8 protein-coding genes and 3 pseudogenes are annotated in these 19,827 nt (G+C 73.1%); 8 read left to right on the top strand and 3 right to left on the bottom strand.

Features of this window, described 5'->3' with window-relative positions:
- The 7 genes and pseudogenes from AMK19_RS18640 to AMK19_RS38635 form a co-directional block, all read left to right on the top strand.
- The coding region (locus AMK19_RS18640) for a non-ribosomal peptide synthetase (RefSeq protein ID WP_143200267.1) at positions 1–11,262 on the top strand (11,262 nt) is incomplete at its 5' end.
- Between the two features lie 625 nt (positions 11,263–11,887).
- Complete coding sequence (locus AMK19_RS18635) at positions 11,888–13,069, top strand: sensor histidine kinase (RefSeq protein ID WP_241844468.1); 1,182 nt, start codon at positions 11,888–11,890, stop codon at positions 13,067–13,069.
- A complete protein-coding gene (locus tag AMK19_RS18630; RefSeq protein WP_073813028.1) occupies positions 13,066–13,728 on the top strand; it encodes a response regulator in 663 nt (220 codons plus the stop codon). The genes AMK19_RS18635 and AMK19_RS18630 overlap by 4 nt, the downstream gene beginning before the upstream one ends.
- 144 nt (positions 13,729–13,872) lie before the next feature.
- A pseudogene (locus AMK19_RS18625) lies at positions 13,873–14,028 on the top strand (pirin family protein); the annotation flags it as partial.
- Positions 14,029–14,159: 131 nt separating this feature from the next.
- Positions 14,160–14,459 (top strand): helix-turn-helix domain-containing protein, encoded by a 300-nt coding sequence (locus AMK19_RS18620; protein ID WP_073813026.1) that lies wholly within the window; start codon positions 14,160–14,162, stop codon positions 14,457–14,459.
- 631 nt (positions 14,460–15,090) lie between these two features.
- Positions 15,091–15,583, top strand: a pseudogene (locus AMK19_RS18610) (transposase); the annotation flags it as partial.
- Between the two features lie 8 nt (positions 15,584–15,591).
- Positions 15,592–15,747, top strand: a pseudogene (locus AMK19_RS38635) (pirin family protein); the annotation flags it as partial.
- A 31-nt stretch (positions 15,748–15,778) separates the two neighbouring features.
- On the opposite strand, the gene AMK19_RS18605 reads toward AMK19_RS38635, so the two are convergent.
- Positions 15,779–17,044 carry an MFS transporter gene (locus tag AMK19_RS18605; RefSeq protein WP_073813103.1) on the bottom strand — a complete coding sequence of 422 codons (1,266 nt, stop codon included), beginning with the start codon at positions 17,042–17,044 and terminating at the stop codon, positions 15,779–15,781.
- A gap of 76 nt (positions 17,045–17,120) precedes the next feature.
- On the opposite strand from AMK19_RS18605, the gene AMK19_RS18600 reads away from it, so the two are divergent.
- A complete protein-coding gene (locus tag AMK19_RS18600; protein WP_241844479.1) occupies positions 17,121–18,098 on the top strand; it encodes an ArsR/SmtB family transcription factor in 978 nt (325 codons plus the stop codon).
- A gap of 13 nt (positions 18,099–18,111) precedes the next feature.
- Here AMK19_RS18600 and AMK19_RS18595 read toward each other — a convergent pair whose 3' ends face one another.
- Together AMK19_RS18595 and AMK19_RS18590 are read right to left on the bottom strand one after the other, a co-directional pair.
- Positions 18,112–18,306, bottom strand: a complete 195-nt coding sequence (locus AMK19_RS18595) for a ferredoxin (protein WP_073813101.1) — start codon at positions 18,304–18,306, stop codon at positions 18,112–18,114.
- 16 nt (positions 18,307–18,322) lie between these two features.
- Positions 18,323–19,417: a cytochrome P450 gene (locus AMK19_RS18590; RefSeq protein ID WP_198953363.1), complete on the bottom strand. Its 1,095-nt coding sequence runs from the start codon at positions 19,415–19,417 to the stop codon at positions 18,323–18,325.
- Between the last annotated feature and the right edge of the window lie 410 nt (positions 19,418–19,827).

Here is a 19,827-nt window from a genome sequence, read left to right as displayed (position 1 = left end):
CGGCCGGTGCCGGTCGGTGTGGTGGGCGAGCTGTACGTCGCGGGAGCGCAGTTGGCGCGCGGCTACCTGGGGAGGGCGGGGCTGACGGGTGAGCGGTTCGTGGCGTGTCCGTTCGAAGCGGGTGTGCGGATGTACCGTACGGGTGACTTGGCGCGGTGGACCGCCGACGGCGAGTTGGTGTTCGCGGGCCGTGCGGACGAGCAGGTGAAGATCCGCGGGTTCCGGGTGGAGCCGGGCGAGGTCGCCGAAGTGGTGGCGGCTCACCCGGGTGTGGCGCAGGCGGCGGTGGTCGTGCGGGAGGACGTGTCGGGTGACAAGCGCCTGGTGGCGTACGTGGTGCCCGGTGAGAGCCAGTCGGGGGAACAACTTCCCTCCGTGGTGCGGGAGTTCGCCGTCGACCTGCTGCCGTCGTACCTGGTGCCGGCGGCGGTGGTGGTGCTCGACGCGCTGCCGCTGACCGTCAACGGCAAGCTCGACCGCAAGGCCCTGCCCGCTCCCGAGGTCGGTGCCGGGGCCGGTCGGGCGCCCGCCACCCAGCAGGAGGAGATCCTCTGTGGGGCGTTCGCCCACGTCCTCAACCTGCCCGCCGTCGGTGTCGACGACGACTTCTTCGCCCTCGGCGGCCACTCGCTGCTCGCCGTGTCGCTGGTGGAGTGGCTGCGCGAACGCGGTGTGTCGGTGTCGGTGAAGGCCCTGTTCCAGAGCCCGACCCCGGCGGGCCTGGCCGCCAGCCGGGGCGCGGAGCATGTGGTGGTCCCGGCGAACCTGATCCCGAACGGCGCCACCGCGATCACGCCCGAGATGCTGCCGCTGGTCGAGCTGACCCCGGCCGAGATCGGGCGGATCACGGAGCGGACCCCGGGCGGTGCCGCCAACGTCGCGGACATCTACCCGTTGGCACCGCTCCAGGAGGGCCTGCTCTTCCACCACCTCCTCGCGGACGGCGGCGAGGACACCTATGTGCTGCCGACGGTGCTGGAGTTCGACGCCCCGGCCCGGCTGGACGCCTTCGCGGCCGCCCTCCAGCAGGTGATCGACCGGCACGACGTGCTGCGGACGGCCGTGCTATGGGAAGGGCTCCGCGAGCCGGTGCAGGTGGTGTGGCGCCGCGCGGTGCTGCCGGTGGTGGAGGTGGAACCCGACACCGCCGGCGACGAGCTGCCGGCCGACCCCGGCGAGGCGGCGCGCGCGCTGCTGGCCCGGGTCGGCGTGACCATGGACATCGGTCGGGCACCGCTGGTCGACCTGCACGTGGCGGCCCGGCCGGACGGGCGTCGGCTGGTGCTGCTGAGGATGCATCACCTGGTGCAGGACCACACGGCGCTGGCGGTGATCCTCGACGAGGTGCGGGCCTTCGTGGCCGGACGTGGCGCCGAACTGCCCGCGCCGCTGCCGTTCCGCGACTTCGTGGCGCACGCCCTGGCAGGCGCCGACACCGGAACCCACGAGCGTTTCTTCGCCCGGCTGCTGGGCGATGTCACCGAGCCCACCGCGCCGTACGGCCTGCTGGACGTGCGCGGCGACGGCGCCGCCCTGGTGCGGCGTACGGTCACGGTCGAACCGAGGCTGGCCGAGCAGCTGCGCGAGGTGGCGCGGCGGGCCGGGGCGAGCCCGGCGACCGTGCTGCACGTGGCGTGGGCACGGGTGCTGGCCACCGTGTCGGGCCGGGGCGACGTGGTGTTCGGCACCGTGCTGTTCGGCCGGATGAACTCCGGGACCGGCTCCGACCGGGTACCGGGCCCGTTCATGAACACCCTGCCGGTCCGTGCCCTGGTCGCCGGCGGCGGCGCGCTGGCCGCCGTGCGCGCGATGCGCGGGCAGCTGGCGGACCTGCTGGAGCGCGAGCACGCGCCGCTGGTGCTGGCCCAGCGCTCCAGTGGCGTCCCGGGGGACGCGCCGTTGTTCACCACCCTGCTGAACTACCGGCACAACCCCGGCCGGTCCCAGGGCGACGGCGACGGGCAGTCGTCGTCCGGCCGGCTCGACGGGGTCACGACGGTGTTCACCCACGAACGCGACAACTTCCCGCTGTCCGCCGCGGTGGACGACGACGGCGACCGCCTCCAGCTGTCCGTGGACGCGCTCGACCCGATCGACCCGTCCGTGGTGGTCGCCCAGCTGCACGCGGTGCTGGCGCACCTGGTTCCCGCACTGGAAGCGGCGCTGGACGGCGGCCGCGACCGGCCGCTGAACAGCATCGACGTGCTGGACCGGGCCGAGCAGCAGCGACTGCTGGTCGACTGGAACGACACGGCCGCCGAGGCGGTGACCGCCACCCTGGCCGAGGTGTTCGAGGCCCAGGCCGCCGCCACGCCGGACGCCACCGCGCTGGTCTTCGGCGACCTCCGGGTCTCGTTCGCCGACCTGGACGCCCGCGCCAACCGCCTGGCCCGCCACCTGGTGGCGCTCGGCGTCGTCGCGGAATCGGTGGTCGCGGTGCTGCTGGAGCGCAGCCTCACCTCGCTGGTGGCGATGCTGGCCGTGCTGAAGTCGGGCGGGGTCTACCTGCCGGTCGACTCCGACCACCCGGTGGACCGGGTCGTCGCCATGCTGGCGGACTCCGCGCCGGCCGTGGTGGTGGCCGACGCCGTCACCGCCGCCGCGGCCGCGACCGGCGGCGCCACCGTGCTGCTCCCGGACGCGCCGGACACCGCGGCCCTGCTGGCCGCCCTCCCGTCGGGGCCGCTGCGCCCGGGCGAGCGTCCCGCGCCGTTGCCCGCCCACCCCGCGTACGTCATCTACACCTCGGGCTCGACCGGCCGCCCCAAGGGTGTGCTGGTACCGCACGCGGGCCTGAGCAACCTGTACGCCGGCCATCGGGCCAACGTCGTCGCGCGGGCCGGCCGCCGGATGCGGGTCGCGCTGACGGCCTCGCTGTCCTTCGACACCAGCTGGGACGAGGTGCTGTGGATGGCCGCCGGTCACGAACTGCACCTGGTCCCGGACGACGTCCGCCGGGATGCGCGGGCGCTGGTGCGCCACGTGCGCGACGCGGGCATCGACGTCATGGACCTCACCCCCACCCATGCCGAACAGCTGGTCGAGCACGGGCTGGTGGACGATCCGGACCGGCGGCCCGCGGTGGTGCTGCTGGGCGGCGAGGCCGCCGGGCCGGCCCTGTGGGAGCGGCTGCGGGCCGCCGACGGCGTGCTCTGCTACAACCTGTACGGGCCGGCCGAGTGCAGCGTGGACGCCCTCTGGGCCGACGCCGCGGACAGCGCGCACCCGCTGATCGGCCGTCCGATGGCCAACAGCACGTCCTACGTGCTGGACGGCGCGCTGCGGCCGGTTGCCGTGGGGACGGTCGGTGAGCTGTACGTCGGCGGCACCGGTCTGGCCCGCGGCTACCTGGGCCGGCCGGAGCTGACCGCCGAGCGGTTCGTCGCCTGCCCGTTCGAGCAGGGTGCGCGGATGTACCGCACCGGCGACCTGGTGCGCCGGGACGCCGACGGCCGGCTGGAGTACCTGGGGCGGGCCGACGAGCAGGTGAAGATCCGCGGCTTCCGGATCGAACCGGGCCAGGTCCAGGAAGTGGTGGCGGCGCACCCCGGGGTCGCCCAGGCCGCCGTGGTGGCCCGCGAGGACACCCCGGGCGAGAAGTGCCTGGTCGCCTACGTGGTCTCCGCCGAACCCGGATCGGACAGGCAACTTCCGGCCCTGGTGCGAGAGTTCACATCAGACCGACTGCCGCACTACATGGTGCCGGCCGCGGTCGTGGTGCTCCCGGCACTGCCGCGCAACGTCAGCGGCAAACTGGACCGCGCCGCGCTGCCCGCCCCGGACTCCGGCGCCCCGGCGGACGCCGGCCGGGGCCCGGCCACGCCGCAGGAGGAGATCCTCTGCGGGATGTTCGCCCAGGTGCTGGGCCTGCCGTCGATCGGCGTCGACGACAACTTCTTCGCCCTTGGCGGCCACTCGCTGCTGGCGACCCGGCTGGTCGGCCGGGTCCGGACGGCGCTGGGCGTGGAACTGCCGCTGCGCACCCTCTTCGAAGCACCCACGGTGGCCGGCCTGGCCGCCAGGCTGGACGGCACACGGGCGGCCCGCGCCCCGCTGACGACCGCCCCGCGCCCGGAGCGGGTGCCGCTCTCGTACGCCCAACGGCGGCTCTGGTTCATCGCCCAGCTGGAGGGCCCGAGCGCCACCTACAACATCCCCACCGTGCTGCGGCTCACCGGCACGCTGGACCGACAGGCACTGGACGCGGCGCTGCGCGACCTCGTCGGGCGGCACGAAGTGCTGCGCACGGTGTTCCCGGTGGTGGACGGCGAGCCGTACCAGTACGTGCGGGAAGCCGAAGGGCTCGACTGCGGGCTGGAGTTCGTCGACCTGCGCGGGCCCGGCCCGGACGGGACGGCACCGGACGCCGCGGTCCGGGCCGCCGTCGCCGCGGCCACCGGCCACGCCTTCGACCTCGCCGCCGACCTGCCGATCCGGTCCTGGCTGTTCGCGACGGGCCCCGAGGAACACGTCCTCGCGGTGGTGGTGCACCACATCGCCGGTGACGGTTGGTCAATGGAGGCGCTGGTCAGGGACGTCACCACGGCCTACACCGCGCGGCTGGCCGGCCGGGCCCCCGACTGGGCGCCGCTGCCGGTGCAGTACGCCGACTACGCCCGCTGGCAGCGCGAGCTGCTGGGAGAAGAGGGCGACCCGCAGAGCCTGCTGGCCCGTCAGGTGGCCTACTGGCGCGAGGCGTTGGACGGCCTCCCCGAGGAGCTGGACCTGCCGGCCGACCGGCCGCGCCCGGCCGTGCCCTCGCGGCGCGGCCACGTCCTGGAGTTCAAGGTCCCGGCGGAGGTCCACGGCCGGCTGGCGGAACTGGCACGCGAACGCGGGGCGACCCCGTTCATGCTGCTCCAGGTCGCCCTGGCCGTGACCCTGTCGCGGCTCGGCGCCGGAACCGACATTCCGATCGGCGCGGGCATCGCCGGACGCACCGACGAGGCCGCGAACGACCTGATCGGCTTCTTCGTCAACACCCTGGTGTTCCGCACCGACCTGTCCGGCGACCCGACCTTCGCCGACCTGCTGCGGCAGGCCCGGGAAACCGGGCTACGGGCCTTCGCCCACCAGGACGTGCCGTTCGAGCGGCTGGTAGAGGAGCTCGCGCCGGCGCGTTCGCTGGCCCGCCACCCGCTGTTCCAGGTGGTGCTCAGCATGGACACCGGCGGTGCCTCCGGCGCGCAGATCGCCGGCCTGCCCGGCGTGCGGGCCACCCGGGTGGCCGGCGGCGGTGAGGCGGGCGTCAAGTTCGACCTGAGCGTGACCGTCGCGCAGTCCTTCGACCCGGACGGCACCCCGCAGGGCATCGGCGGCATGCTCAACGCCGCCGCCGACCTCTTCGACGAGCCGACCGTACGGCGGATCGCGGACAGCCTGGTGCGGGTGCTCGGAGCCCTGGCCGCCGACCCGGAGACCAGGATCGCCACCGTGGATGTGCTGGGCGCCGACGAGCGCCGACGCGTCGTCGAGGAGTGGAACGCGACCACCGCGCCCGCGCCCCGCCTGACGGTCCACCAGGACTTCGAGGAACAGGCGGCCCGCACGCCGGACGCGGTGGCCGTCGTCGACGACGGCGCCGCACTGACCTACGCCGAGTTGGACGAGCACGCCAACCGGCTCGCCCACCACCTGATCGGGCGGGGCGTGGGCACCGAATCGGTGGTGGCCCTCGGCCTGGGCCGGGGTATCCCGATGATCACGGCGATCCTGGCGGTCTGGAAGGCCGGTGCGGCGTACCTGCCGATCGACCCCGGGTACCCCGTCGAGCGGATCCGCCACCTGCTCACCGACAGCCGGGCGGTGGCCCTGCTCGGCGAGGAGGACATCCTCGACGAACTGCCCACCGGACGCCTGCTGACCGTCGCCGTCGACTCCGCGCCGGTACGCGCCGCACTCGCCACCGCACCCACCACCGCCCCCGACGCCCGCCCCCGACCCGACTCCCTCGCCTACGTCATCTACACCTCCGGTTCCACCGGCCGCCCCAAGGGCGTCCAGGTAACCCACGGCGCGCTGGCCAACTACACCGCCTCGGTGCCCGGCCGGGTCGGCTTCGGCGCCCCCGGCAGCCGCTACGCGCTGCTCCAGGCCCAGGCCACCGACCTCGGCAACACCGTGCTGTTCGCCGCCCTCACCACCGGCGGCGAACTGCACGTCCTGCCCGCGGACACGGTCACCGACCCGACGGCGGTCTCCGGCTACCTGACGGAGCACCGGATCGACCACTTCAAGGCGGTGCCCTCGCACCTGGCCGCACTGGCCGGACCGCGCGGCGCCGCCGCGGTGCTCCCGGCCGGATCCCTGGTGCTGGGCGGCGAATCCGCCCCGCCGGCGCTGGTCGCCGACCTGCTGGCGGCCGCCGGCGAGCGGGAGGTGTTCAATCACTACGGACCCACCGAGACCACCATCGGCGTCACCACCACCCGGTTCACCGCGCGGGATGCCGCCGACGGCGTCGTGCCGATCGGCGCACCGGTGGCCAACACCCGCCTCTACGTCCTCGACGGCGCACTGAACCCGGTGCCGGTCGGGGTGGCCGGCGAGCTGTACGTGGCCGGCGCGCAGCTGGCCCGCGGCTACGCCTACCGGCCCGCGCTGACCGCCGAACGCTTCGTGGCCTGCCCGTTCGGCGGCGGCGAGCGGATGTACCGTACCGGCGACCGGGTGCGCTGGACCGGTGACGGCAGGCTGGTGTTCGCCGGCCGGGCCGACGAGCAGGTGAAGATCCGCGGCTTCCGCGTCGAACCGGGCGAGGTCCGGGAGGTCGTGGCCGCCCACCCCGGGGTCCGGCAGGCCGCGGTGGTCGCCCGCACGGACGCGGCGGGCGAACCGCAGCTGGTCGCCTACCTGGTCGCCGCCGACTCGCAGGACCAGGAACTCCCGGCATCCGTGCGGCAGTTCACCGCCCAGCGGCTGCCCCAGCACCTGGTGCCGACCGCGGTCGTGGTGCTCGACGCCCTGCCGCTGACCGCCAACGGCAAGCTGGACCGCGCGGCCCTGCCCGCCCCGCAGTACGCGGCGGCGGGCCCCGGCCGGGCCCCGGCCACCGTCCAGGAGGAGGTGCTGTGCGCGGCGTTCGCCGAGGTACTGGGCCTTCCCACGGTCGGCGTCGACGACGACTTCTTCACCCTCGGCGGCCACTCCCTGCTGGCCGTCTCGCTGGTGGAGGCGCTGCGCACGCGCGGAGTCGCCGTCTCGGTGAAGGCCCTGTTCCAGACACCGACCCCGGCGGGCCTGGCGGCGACCGCCGCACCCGAACAGGTGGAGGTCCCGCCGAACCTGATCCCCGACGGCGCGAGCGAACTCACGCCCGACATGCTGCCGCTGGTCGACCTGGACGCGGCGGAGCTCGCCCGCCTGACCGCCCGCATCCCCGGCGGCGCCGCCAACATCGCGGACATCTACCCGCTCGCTCCGCTCCAAGAAGGCATCCTCTTCCACCACCTGCTCCAGACGGACCGGGGCACCGACGCGTACGCCTCGCCGACCCTGGTCGCCTTCGACACGCAGCAGCACTTCGAGTCCTTCCTCGGCGCGCTCCAGCAGGTCGTGGACCGGCACGACATCTACCGCACCGCGATCGTCTGGGAAGAACTGCGCGAACCCGTCCAGGTGGTGCTGCGCCGGGCCCCGCTGCCGGTCGAGGACGTCCCGCTGGACCCGGACCGGCCGGTCGGGGCGCAGCTGCGGGAGGCCGCTGCCGCGCGCCTCGACCTCGGCCGCGCGCCGCTGATCCGGGTGCACACCGCCCCCGAGCCCGAAACCGGCCGCCGACTTGCCGCGCTCACTGTCCACCACCTCATCCAGGACCACACCACCCGGGGCGTCCTGCTCGGGGAACTGCGCGCGATCCTCACCGGACGCGCCGACACCCTGCCCGCACCGCTGCCCTTCCGCAGCTTCGTCGCCCAGGCCCGCTTCGGCGTCCCGCGCGAGGAACACGAGCGGTACTTCGCCGACCTGCTCGGCGATGTCGAGGAGACCACCGCGCCCTACGGCCTGCTCGACGTGCACGGCGACGGCAGCGGCGCCGTCCGCGCCCACCAGGTCATCACCGGCGAACTCGACGAACGGCTGCGCCGGGTGGCCCGCGGGCTCGCAGTGAGCCCCGCGACGATCTTCCACCTCGCCTGGGCCCGCGTCCTGGCCGCCACCAGCGGCCGCGACGACGTGGTGTTCGGCACCGTACTGTTCGGCCGGATGAACGCCGGGGCCGGCGCCGACCGGGTCCCCGGCCTGTTCCTCAACACCCTGCCGGTCCGGGTCCGCACCACCGGGACGGACGTGGCGGGGGCACTCGCCGACCTGCGCCGCCAACTCGCCGAACTGATGGTGCACGAGCACTCCCCGCTCACCCTGGCCCAGCAGGCGAGCGCCGTGCCCGCCCCGAGCCCGCTGTTCACCTCCGTGTTCAACTACCGCCACGGCGGCGCCCCTGGCGCCGGTGACGGGCCGGCCACCGGCTTCGACGGCATCAGCACCCTGCTCACCCGCGAAGCCACCAACTACCCGGTGGCGGTGGCCGTCGACGACGGCGGCGCCGGTTTCGGCCTGACCGTCGACGCCGTCGCCGGGGCCGACGCCGAACAGCTCTGCGCCCTGCTGCGCACGTGCCTGGACGGCCTGGTGGACGCGCTCGAACACGCCCCGGACACCCGGCTGGCCGCCGTCGAGGTGCTGGCCGCCGACGAACGGGAGCGGCTGCTCACCGAGTGGAACGACACCGCGGTCGACCTCGCCGCGGCGACCGTGCCCGCCCTGTTCGAGGCCAGGGTGGCGCAGACCCCCGACGCCGTCGCACTCGTCGCCGACGGCACCGAGCTCAGCTACGCTCAGCTGGACGAGCGGGCGAACCGCCTGGCCCGCCTGCTGATCGGGCGCGGCATCGGCCCGGAGTCCCTGGTGGCGCTCTGCCTGGAGCGCGGCATCGAGCTGGTGACCGGCCTGCTCGCGGTCCTCAAGGCCGGCGCCGCGTACCTGCCGATCGACCCCGCCTACCCGGAGCTGCGCATCGCCTCCATGCTGGAGGATGCCCGCCCGGCCACCGTGCTGGCGACCACCGGGACGGCCGCGGCCGTGGCCGGACCGGTCCTGCTGCTCGACGCGCCGCAGCTCCGCGGCGAGCTCGACCGCCTCGACCCCACCGCGCCGACGGACGGCGAGCGGACGGCCGCGCTGACTCCGGCCCACCCCGCCTACGTGATCTACACCTCCGGTTCGACCGGCCGGCCCAAGGGCGTCCTGGTCACCCACACCGGCGTGGCGAGCCTGGTCGAGGGCCATCTGCGCCACCTGGGCGTGCGGCCGGGGTCCCGGGTCGGGCAGTTCATGTCGCCGGGCTTCGACACCTTCGGCTGGGAGTGGTTCATGGGCCTGCTGACCGGGGCGACCCTGGTGGTGGTGCCCGAGGATCAGCGGCTGGGCAGGGCGCTGCCCGTGTTCCTGGCCGCCACCGGGGTGACCCACGTGACACTGCCCCCGGCCCTGCTGGCGACCCTCGACGAAACCACCGTCAGCCCCGAGCTGGTGCTGGTGGCGGCAGGCGAGGCGACCGGCCCGGACCTGATGGCCCGCTGGGCCGCGGGCCGCCGGATGTACAACTCCTACGGACCGGCCGAGGCCACCGTCGACGCCACCATGTGGCGCTGCGAGCCGGACGCCCCCGAGATGCTGATCGGCCGGCCGGTGGTCAACACCCGCCTCTACGTCCTGGACGAGCGACTCGCACCGGTGCCGCCGGGCGTTCCCGGCGAGCTGTACCTGGCCGGCCCGGGCCTGGCCCGCGGCTACCTGGGCCGGGCGGGCCTGAGCGCCGAGCGCTTCGTCGCCAACCCGTTCGGCGAACCGGGCGAACGGATGTACCGCACGGGCGACCGGGCACGCTGGACACCGGACGGCGAGCTGGCGTTCGTCGGCCGGACCGACGACCAGGTGAAGATCCGCGGCGTACGGATCGAGCCCGGCGAGGTCGCGGCGGTGCTGGCCGCGCACCCGGACCTGTCCCAGGCTGCGGTGGTCGCCCGCGAGGACACCCCCGGAGACCGGCGGCTGGTCGCCTACGTGGTACCCGCCGAGGGCCGCGACACGCCGCCCGACCACGCCGAACTGGCTGCCTCGATCCGGGAGTTCACCCTCGAGCGGCTGCCCGTCCAGCTGGTCCCGGCGGCCTTCGTCGTGCTGGACGCCCTCCCGACGACCGTCAACGGCAAACTCGACCGCAAGGCCCTGCCCGCACCCGGCCCCTCCGCCGGGGCCGGAGCACGCGCGGAACGCGGCCGGGGACCGGCGGGCGCGCTGGAGGAGGCGGTCTGCGAGGCCTTCGCGCAGGTGCTCGGACTGCCGGCCGTCGGTGTCGACGACGACTTCTTCGCCCTCGGCGGCCACTCCCTGCTCGCCGTCGCCCTGATGGAGCGACTGCGCGAGCGCGGCGTGTCGGTCGCCCTGCGCGACCTCGTCGTCAACCCGACCCCGGCCGGGCTGATGAGCACCCTGAACCTGTCCTCCGTCCAGGGTTCGCTCGGCCCGGTGCTCCCGATCCGCCCCGGCGGCGACCGGCCCGGATTCTTCTTCGTCCACCCCGCCGGCGGGCTCAGCTGGTGCTACCTGCCACTGGCCCGATTCGTACCCGAGGGCCACCCGCTCCACGGGCTCCAGGCCGACGGGGTCGACGGCGCGAGCACCCCCGCGACCACGGTCGCGGAGATGGCCTCCCGGTACGTCGACCGGATCCGCTCGGTGCAGGAGCACGGCCCCTACCACGTGGTGGGATGGTCCTTCGGCGGAACGCCCGCCCACGAGATCGCCGTACGGCTGCGCGCCGAGGGCGAACAGGTGGCGCTGATACTCATGGACGCGTACCCGCCGGACCCGGCGGCCGCCCCACCGGCCCTCGCCGACCCGGTGGCGGGCCCCGGCCCCGACGCGGCGGCGGAGCTCGTCGGCCGGATGCGGGCCGAAGTGGGCACGCTGCTCGCCGGCTTCTCCGACGAGGAACTGGTGCTGATGGCCGGCGTCTTCCGCAACAACGTCGAACTCAGGGCCCGGCACGACTTCGGTCGCTTCGACGGGGACACCCTGCTACTGATCGCCGAACAGGGCCGGGAGCCGGGCAGCGACCAGGCCCGGCTCTGGGAGCCCCACCTGACCGGACGGGTGACCACCGCCGGCCTGCCGTGCCGACACTCCGACATGGTGCGCCCCGAGATGCTGGAGCTGGCCTGGCAGGCCATCAGCCACTGGCTGGCCGACCGGAGCTGACCAGCTGACACAGCGAGGACTCTTCACCGCGCGGGACCGGTACGACACGGTCCCGCGCGGTGCTGTTCGGCGGGCGGTACGTGGATCCGCCGGGCCCGGTGGGCGGCCATCGGCTCCCGGGCGTTCCTGCGGTGGGTGGTCGGCCGGCATCCGTACGACCGACAGGCGCGGTGGCCCTCCGTCCGGCGGATGCAGTCGCAGGGATGAGCCGGGGACGGCCCCGGGGCGCCCCGGGGATGCTTCGGTCGCCGGTGCGAGGGCGGGCGGTGGCCGCCCGCCCTCGCACCGGTGTGTCCGGAAGATGGCGATTCGACCGGGCCGGGGAGTGCGAACCGGGCCCGCGTGCCGGGTCGTCGCCCCGCTCTGGGCCGTCCGTCCGTCGACCGTCCGACGGCATCCCCGCGACGGAGTGCGCGGACGTCGTGATCATTCGGCGGGATGACGAATCCGGGTGGCCCCCCGACTAGCTTTGAACTCGCCGCTCCCCCGGAAACCCCCGTACCGGGGGCGCGGCACCCCGACCAGCGGAACGGGTCCGACATGCCGTCAGGCTGTGCGCCCGGCCGACCGTCCCGGCCCGGCGGAACCGCCGGCCCCGTAGCGGCCAGGACCTAGCATGGTGAGCGTGGAACGACTCCGGAAGCCCGGTGTGTTGCTGAGGAAGCTGGCGCCGGACACGTTGACGGTGCTCAGCCGGTGGGCCGCGGTGGTGTTCGCGCTCGCGCTGTACGGCACGATGTCCGGTCCCACCAATCCGGTGTTCATGTCGCCCGGCCAATTCGTCACACCTCCGACCTGGGTGCTGCTGCTGATCGTCGTCGCACTGGCCGCGCCGATCGGCTTGGCCGGCCGGATGCCGCTGACGGTGCTGGGGGTGCTCGCCGTGGAGGCGATCGGCGTGAAGGCGTTCGGGGGGCGGACCTGGCCGTTCCTGCTCGGGGCCGACGTGCTGGTCTTCTACGTCACCTTCGCCAGGCCGCGGCGGACCGCCGCGCTGGCGGGGGCGGGCGTGGTGCTGGTCGGGTGCGGGATCCTGGTCGCCTTCGGGCACAGCCCGGTGATGCGGACCCTCACCGGGGTCGGCGAGAACCTGGTGATGATCACCGTCCTGGCGTGGATCGCGGGCAACTGGGTGCGCCTGCGGCAGGAGCACGCCGACACCCTGCGCACCCAGGCCGCGGCCCGCGCCGTGCAGGTGGAACGGGCCCGGATCGCCCGGGAGTTGCACGACATGGTGGCCCACAGCATCGGTGTGATCGCGATCCAGGCGGGCGCGGCGGTGCGGGTGATCGAGACCCAGCCGGCCGGCGCGCGGGACGCGCTGCGGGCCATCGAGACGACCAGCCGGGAGACGCTGACCGGCCTGCGGCGGATGCTGGGCGCACTGCGGGAGGCCGACACCGACCGCTCGGACCGGGCGCCCGCACCGGGCCTGGCGGATCTGGAACGGCTGGTCGAGCGGGCGGCGGACGCCGGGGCGCGGGTCGAGCTGCGCTGGCGCGGTCGCCGTCGGCAGCTGCCGGCCGAGGTCGAACTCTCGGCGTACCGGATCGTCCAGGAGTCGGTGACCAACGTGGTACGGCACGCGGGCGCGGCCCGGTGCTGGGTCGAAGTGGACTACGAGGAGGAGGAGTTGTCGTTGGAGATCCGCGACGACGGGCGCGGCCGGGCGGCCGAGGGCGCCAGTGTCGGCAGCGGCTACGGCCTGATCGGGATGCGCGAACGGGTCGGCCTGCTGCACGGCCACTTCGACGCCGGTCCGCAGGCCGGGGGCGGCTTCCGAGTGATGGCTAGACTCCCGCTATGACGATCCGGATCGTACTCGCGGATGATCAGCCACTCGTGCGTGTGGGCCTGCGGATGGTGATCGCGGAAGTGCCCGACATCGAGGTCGTGGGGGAGGCGGGAACGGGCGCGGAGGCGCTCGCGATGGCGAAGGAGCTGCGGCCCGACGTCGTGGTGATGGACATTCGGATGCCCGTGATGGACGGGATCGAGGCAACCCGCCGGATCAAGGCGATGCCCGACCCGCCTGGCGTCCTCGTCCTGACCACCTTCGACGAGGACGAGAACGTCTACGCCGCCCTGCGGGCCGGCGCGGCGGGCTTCCTGGTCAAGGACATGGTGCTGGAGGACATCCTGACGGCGGTTCGCGTGGTGGCGACCGGCGACGCCATGATCGCCCCCGGTGTCACCCGCCGCCTGATCGAGGGCTTCGTCGAACGCCTCCCCGCCGCCCGCGCCCCGCAGCGCCGCACCATCGACGGCATCACCGAACGCGAACGCGAGGTCCTGGTGCTGATCGGCCGCGGCATGTCCAACAGCGAGATCGCCGACCGACTCTGCATCAGCATCGCCACCACGAAGAGCCACGTCGCCCGCCTCCTCACCAAACTCGACGCCCGCGACCGCGTACAGCTGGCCATTGCCGCCTACGAGACCGGCCTGATCGAACCGGCCACCTGACCGCGCGCAGTTTCGCGCGTTGCTCCGGCGGTCGGGCTGATCGGCGGCGCCGGAATGGCGCACGCGCCCGCTCTACCCGGTCGTCTTCGTGGACGCCATCCACGTCAAGATCGGAAGAGACGATCACCACGTGATATGTGGTGAAACTTCATCGGCCGCACCAGTGAGGAGATCGTGCAGGCGCGCAGCGACTGGGGGGACGGTGCGCGCTTCGGCGAGGTGCACGGCTACGACGGGGATCGGCTGCGGGCTCCGGAGCTGCCCGCGATACCGCTGAAGGCGCGGGAACGGGAGCGCTGACCGGCACAGCTGCCGGCCTCGGAACCTGGGTACGCGCCGACCGTGCCCCCGAATCCTGGGACGCGGCGATCATCGCCCTGCGGCTGACCGCCCCCGACACGCCGACCGTCGACGCCACGGACCTCGGCGCGATGCTCCTGCTCGCCCAGGCCCACGACCCGCAGGCACCGCACGAGGACGTCCGTGCCCTCGCCGCACTCGACCAGCGATCCTCCGACGTGCTCCGCACCCTCGTGGAGGCCGACAGCATCCGCTCCGCGGCAGCCACCCTCGGCATGCACCACTCCACCGTCCAAGCCCGTCACGAAGCACTCACCGCCAGCCTCGGCTACGACCCGCGCACCACCACCGGCCGCATGCGCTACACCGCCGCCGCACTGCTACTGCGCCTCACCGACCCGATCACCCCCGCCCCGACGGAGAGCGCATAGGCACTGCCGGGGCGATCCCGGAGCTGTCGTCGAGACCTGTGGACGGGGTGACTGTCGTCAGTCTGGGCGGGGTTGTGGCCGAGGCGGTGGCGGATGGCGGCCGCTTTGAGGGCGCCGGAGAGCGTGGCGAGGATGCGGTGGACGGTGACGCCAACTCTCGCACTGCCTCGGCGCGGGTGGCGAACCCGCCCCGTCGGCGGGTGCGGCAATGTCCCTCGTCGGGGGCGAGGTCGACGCAGTACGTCCGCTTCCAGAGCGTGCACAGCAGGGCGTGAAGCATGCCGCGGCTTCTCGGCGACGACACGCGCAGGACGACACACCGCTCGGAAGACGGCGGCAAGTGGTCGGCAGGTGGGCGGTTCTGATCCACTCCCGGATGCCCCGCAGCAGGCGACCCTGCGGCTGGGGGTCAAGGGGTCGCAGGTTCAAATCCTGTCGTCCCGACCGCGAGTTTTCGCAGGTCGGAGGCCGTTTCCACTGAGAAGTGGGAGCGGCCTTTTTCGTGTTCTCCAGGGCTTGTGAGTGCATTGTGAGATCCGAAGCGCTTGGTCGTGTCGACCGGTTGGGCTGATTGCCGGTCAGGCTGCCTTCCGCAGGTTGTTCTCCGTGATGGTGAGCTGGTTGTGGGCGCGGGATCCTGCCCGAGCTGACCCAGTGCCTGATGCAGGCCGCCCTCGAAGCGGAGATGGACCTGCACCTGGCCGCCGAGCGGACACGGGCGGGCGGACGCGGCTCACGCTCGGGCGGCAACGCACGCAACGGCTACCGGAATAAGCCGGAATAAGAAGGTGATGACCGAGGTCGGCGCGGTCACCATTCAGGTCCCGCGCGACCGGTTGGGCATCTTCACCCCGTCCCTGCTGCCCCGATACGCCCGCCGCACCGGGGTCCTGGATGAGATGGTGCTGTCCCTGACCGCAAAGGGCCTGACCGGCGGCGAGATCGTCGCGCGCCTGGCCGAGGTATACGGGATGACCACGTCCAAGGAAACGGTCTCCACCGTCACCGACCAAGCCCTGGAGCCGATGACGGAATGGCGCACGCGCCCGCTCGACCCGCTCTACCCGGTCGTCTTCGTGGACGCCATCCACGTCAAGATCGGAAGAGACGCTCACCACGTGATATGTGGTGAAACGTCATCGGCCGCACCAGTGAGGAGATCGTGCAGGCGCGCAGCGACTGGGAGGACGGTGCGCGCTTCGGCGAGGAGCACGGCTACGACGGGGATCGGCTGCGGGCTCCGGAGTTGCCCGCGATGCCGCTGAAGGCGCGGGAACGGGAGCGCTGACCGGCACAGCTGCGTGCGGAGCGGCGGAGCTTCAGCGCGGGCCGTTCTCGTGGAGTCGGGCGACGGGGGCGGGTCGGACGGCCGTGGAGGTCCAGAGGGCGGTCACCAGGGTCGCCAGGCCTGCGCCGCCTATCGCCGTTCCTGCGGTGGCCATTTGGGCGAGACCGCCAAAGACAGTGGGCCCCACGCCCTGGAGCGTCATCAGTCCGGAGGCCAGAAGCCCGAAGGCCTGTCCCTGTCGGGACTCGTCGAGGGAGCTCAGGAAGGCGCGCTGGAGGCCCAGCCCGTAGGAGAAGCCCGTACCGGTGACTGTCAGCAGCAGGAGGCAGAGCAGGTAGGGCGGGCTGGCGAAGAAGGCGATCAGGGGGAGCCCGAGGAGAGCCATGAGCGGGACGACGGCACGCTCGCGGGCGGCGGGCTGCATCAGGCGTCCCACCGCCAGGTCGCCGATCAGCATCCCGACCGGCAGGCAGGCGAGCAGCCAGGCGGAGGAAGCGGTGGGGAAGCCCCGTTGGCCGGCGTAGGGCACGATCAGGGCCTCCGCTCCCGCGACGAAACCGGTCGGCAGCCAGAACGCGATCAGCAGTCCACGCACCCGGGCCTCGGCGAGCGTTCCGCGGGTGCTCGCCAGACTTGCGCGCATCACGGACCAGGGGCCGCGCTCCGCCAATGGCCCGCGTGTCCCGCGGCCCGGAGCCGGGAGGTCGGGCAGTCCCGTCCGCAGCACGGTCGCGGCGACGGCGTAGGCCAGGGCGCATACCAGCAGGGCGCGGTGCGGGCCCAGGGCCGTCACGGCGATGCCGCTCGTCGCCAGCCCGACCAACTGGGCGCCGGAGCTGACCATGTTCAGCAGTGACCGCCCGAGGACGTAGGAGTCGCCCGTCAGCGGCTCCCCGACCACCCGGTTGTTCGCACCACTGCACACGGGCGTCCAGACGGCCACCGCGGCCACCAGCACCAGGCAGGTCCAGATTGGCAGGTCGGTCAGGGCGAGCAGGGTCGCCGCCGCGCATTCGAGCGCGTAGCCCGAGGCGATGAGCCGTCGTGGCGGAATGCGGTCGGACAGCGAGCCGAGCAGCGTGGATCCGATCACCTGGGGGAGGAACCCGACGCCGAAGGTGACGGCTCCCAGCAGCGCCGAGTCGGTCCTGGCATAGATGAGCATGGCGAGGGTGGCGATCCGCAGCGCGTCGGCCGTACCGGTCAGTGTGCTGCCGACCAGGAGCAGCCGGAACCTGGACACGGCCAGGACCTGGCGGTAGGACGTCCGCAGGTCCGGCGAGGATTCGGGAGTCATGCGGGTCAGCGTGCCGGTGGCCCGGGTTCCCTGGCGATTCATTCGTCCCACGACGTAACCTGACGCCGTGTTGCGCATGGAGGTGACCGCCGGCGCCCTGTTACACAGCCGGTTCGCGCTGTCGCCGGCGGTCGAACTGACCGGCCTGCTCAGGCTGTTGTGCGACGCGAGCAGCGGGCGGCTGCCGCCGCGATGGTCGGCGCGCCTGCGGCCCGTCTTCCAGCGGCTTCGCCGGGAGACCGAGCTGGACGCCGTCCTCGCCCTGCAGACCGACAGGTTCTGTGCGGACCTGATCGCGCCACCGCCGGCCGGGCTCGGGCAGAGCTGGGACGACGATCTGCGGTCGATGTCGCGCACCCCGCCGGAGCAGGCCAGGCGGGAGGCCGCACACTGCCTGGCCTCCGGCGTGGTGGGCGATCGACGAGTCGCCGCGGTGCTGAGCAGTGACGATCTCGTCGCCCGCATTGTCCGCGCCCTGGACCACGCCTGGCACGCACTCCTGGCAGCGGACTGGCAGCAGCTGCGTGCCGTCTGCGAGCGTGATGTCGTGCACCGGGTCGGTCAGTTGGGCCGCTCGGGGTGGGCACGCGTGCTGGACGGGCTGCACGACGACCTCAGTTGGACGGACGGCGGCGTCAACCTGCCGAACGCGGACCCGGCGACGATCACCCGGGTCGAGGACGGCCTGCTGCTCGTCCCCTCGGTGTTCATCGGCCCTGGGGTGGCCGCCCATGTCGACGGCTCCTGGCCCAAGACCCTGATCTATCCGGCGCGCGGGACGGCCGCGCTGTGGTGGGAGCCGGACGGTCCCGCCGCCGAGGCCCTCGCCGCACTGGTCGGCCGGTCCCGCGCCAGGTTGCTGGCTGGGCTCGACGCGCCCGCGAGTACGACCCAGCTCGCCAAGAGCCTCGACATGTCGCTCGGCGCCGTCGGGGACCACCTGGCGGTCCTGCGGCACGCCGGCCTGCTGCAACGGGCCCGCTCGGGTCGTGCGGTCCTATACCACCGCACCGCACTGGGAGATTCCCTGGTCCGGGGCCACGACGGGGCCTGACGATCGGCGCCGACTACCCGTCGGCCACCAGGACGGCCTGCACCGGACAGAGCTGAACGGCCAGCAGGACCTCGGCCTCCGAATCGCCGACCGGTGCGTCGCTCTCCACCCGGACACCGCCCGACTCGTCGGAGCCGAAGATCTCCGGGGCCGCCCGCATGCACTGGCCGGCGCCGATGCACCGCTCGCGCAGCACCCGCACCCTCATCTCCGCCACCGCACTCTCATGGCTGCCACCGCACCGGGAACCGGCTCATTCCGAACGTCCGGGCCTCGTAACGGAAGCAGGAGTCGTCCAGCTCCGCGGCGACCGTCAGCCCGGGGAGCGCATCGAACAGCGCCCGGTAGCCGACTTCGAGCTCGACCCGCGCGATGTTGCCACCGATGCACTGGTGCACCCCGAACCCGAAGGCGAGGTGACGGCGGGCGTCGCGGTGGATGTCGAGGACATCGGGATCGAGGAACGCCTCCGGATCCCGGTTGGCCGACGCCCCCAGCACGAACACCCCCTCGCCGGCGGCGATGGTGTGCTCGCCCACCGCGATCTCCTCGGTTGCCACCCGGTCGAAGCCGACCCAGTCGACGATCGAGTGGAAGCGCAGCAGCTCCTCGATCGCGGTCGGCCACAAGCCCGGATCGGCCCGCACTCGCGCCAGTTGCTCGGGATGCCGGAGCAACGAGTAGGTCCCCAGCGAAAGCATGTTGGCAACGGTCTGGTGACCGGCCGTCAGCAGCAGGAAGACCACGCCCACCAGGGAGTCGTGATCGGGTCGGCCGGTCCGGCGCTGCCGAGCGGCGAGGCGGCCGATCAAGGTGTCGGTCGAGGGATTCCGCTCGGAGCGCCCGACGAGGGAGTCCAGGTAGTCGAACAGTTTTTGGCGGGCCAGTGGGAGCTTCTCGCTGTCGTAGAAGCTGTCGATCATCTCCCGGGTGCAGTCGTGGAAGTACGCACTGTCCTCGGCCGGAACCCCGAGCAGGTGGCAGATCACCCGCGTGGAGAACGGATAGCCGAATTGCCCGACGAGGTCCGCCGCCCCGTCCGCGGCGAATTCGTCGAGGACCTCATGCGCCGTCCGTTCGATGACGGGCCGCAGCTCCCGGGCCCGACGGTAACCGAACTCGGAGATCAGGATCTTGCGGTAGTAGTCGTGCTCGGGAGGGTCCATGTCGATGAACTGGCCGGCCCGCTGGCGGCCGTGCGCCGCCATCGCGGCGAACGGGTGGCCGACGCGCCGCGGGTCGGTGCTCAACCGGCTGTCGCACAGCAGTTGGAGTGCCCCCCGGTGGCGGGTGATCAACCACAGGGGTGTGTCTTCCACGTAGGCCGCCCGGACAGCGGGGGAGCGACGGCGCAATTCCTCGTATGCGGGCGGCGGATGGAACGGGCAGGTGCGCGCCATGGGAAAGCGTACGGTCTCGTCGCCGGACCGGGGCGTGTCGTTCATCGGCCGGTCGCTCCGCACCGCCCCGGTGCGGCACCATTGCAGCAGGATGGCCTGCTTGGTGGGGACTAGCCGGGGACCGCGCGTCGCTCACCATCTTCGCCGAGGTGTCTTTCGGTGAACGGATAGTGCGGGCTGTCTACCGTCCCGACGTGCAGCGATGGCCATCGCCGGCTGGGGGTCAAGGGGTCGCAGGTTCAAATCCTGTCGTCCCGACCAGCGTTTATGCAGGTCGGAGGCCGTTCTTATCGAAACGATGAGAACGGCCTTTTCCTTTGGTGGTCGCA

The sequence above is a fragment of the Kitasatospora sp. CB01950 genome, from assembly GCF_001905465.1.
Classification (GTDB): domain Bacteria; phylum Actinomycetota; class Actinomycetes; order Streptomycetales; family Streptomycetaceae; genus Kitasatospora.
This window is presented reverse-complemented; position numbering and strand designations above follow the sequence as displayed.

Coding starts and splice junctions, on each gene's coding strand:
- AMK19_RS18620 (WP_073813026.1), top strand. CDS start 14,160: ATGCTCCTGCTCGCCCAGGCCCACGACCCGCAGGCACCGCACGAGGAC.
- AMK19_RS18595 (WP_073813101.1), bottom strand. CDS start 18,306: ATGAGGGTGCGGGTGCTGCGCGAGCGGTGCATCGGCGCCGGCCAGTGC.
- AMK19_RS18605 (WP_073813103.1), bottom strand. CDS start 17,044: ATGACTCCCGAATCCTCGCCGGACCTGCGGACGTCCTACCGCCAGGTC.
- AMK19_RS18600 (WP_241844479.1), top strand. CDS start 17,121: ATGGAGGTGACCGCCGGCGCCCTGTTACACAGCCGGTTCGCGCTGTCG.
- AMK19_RS18630 (WP_073813028.1), top strand. CDS start 13,066: ATGACGATCCGGATCGTACTCGCGGATGATCAGCCACTCGTGCGTGTG.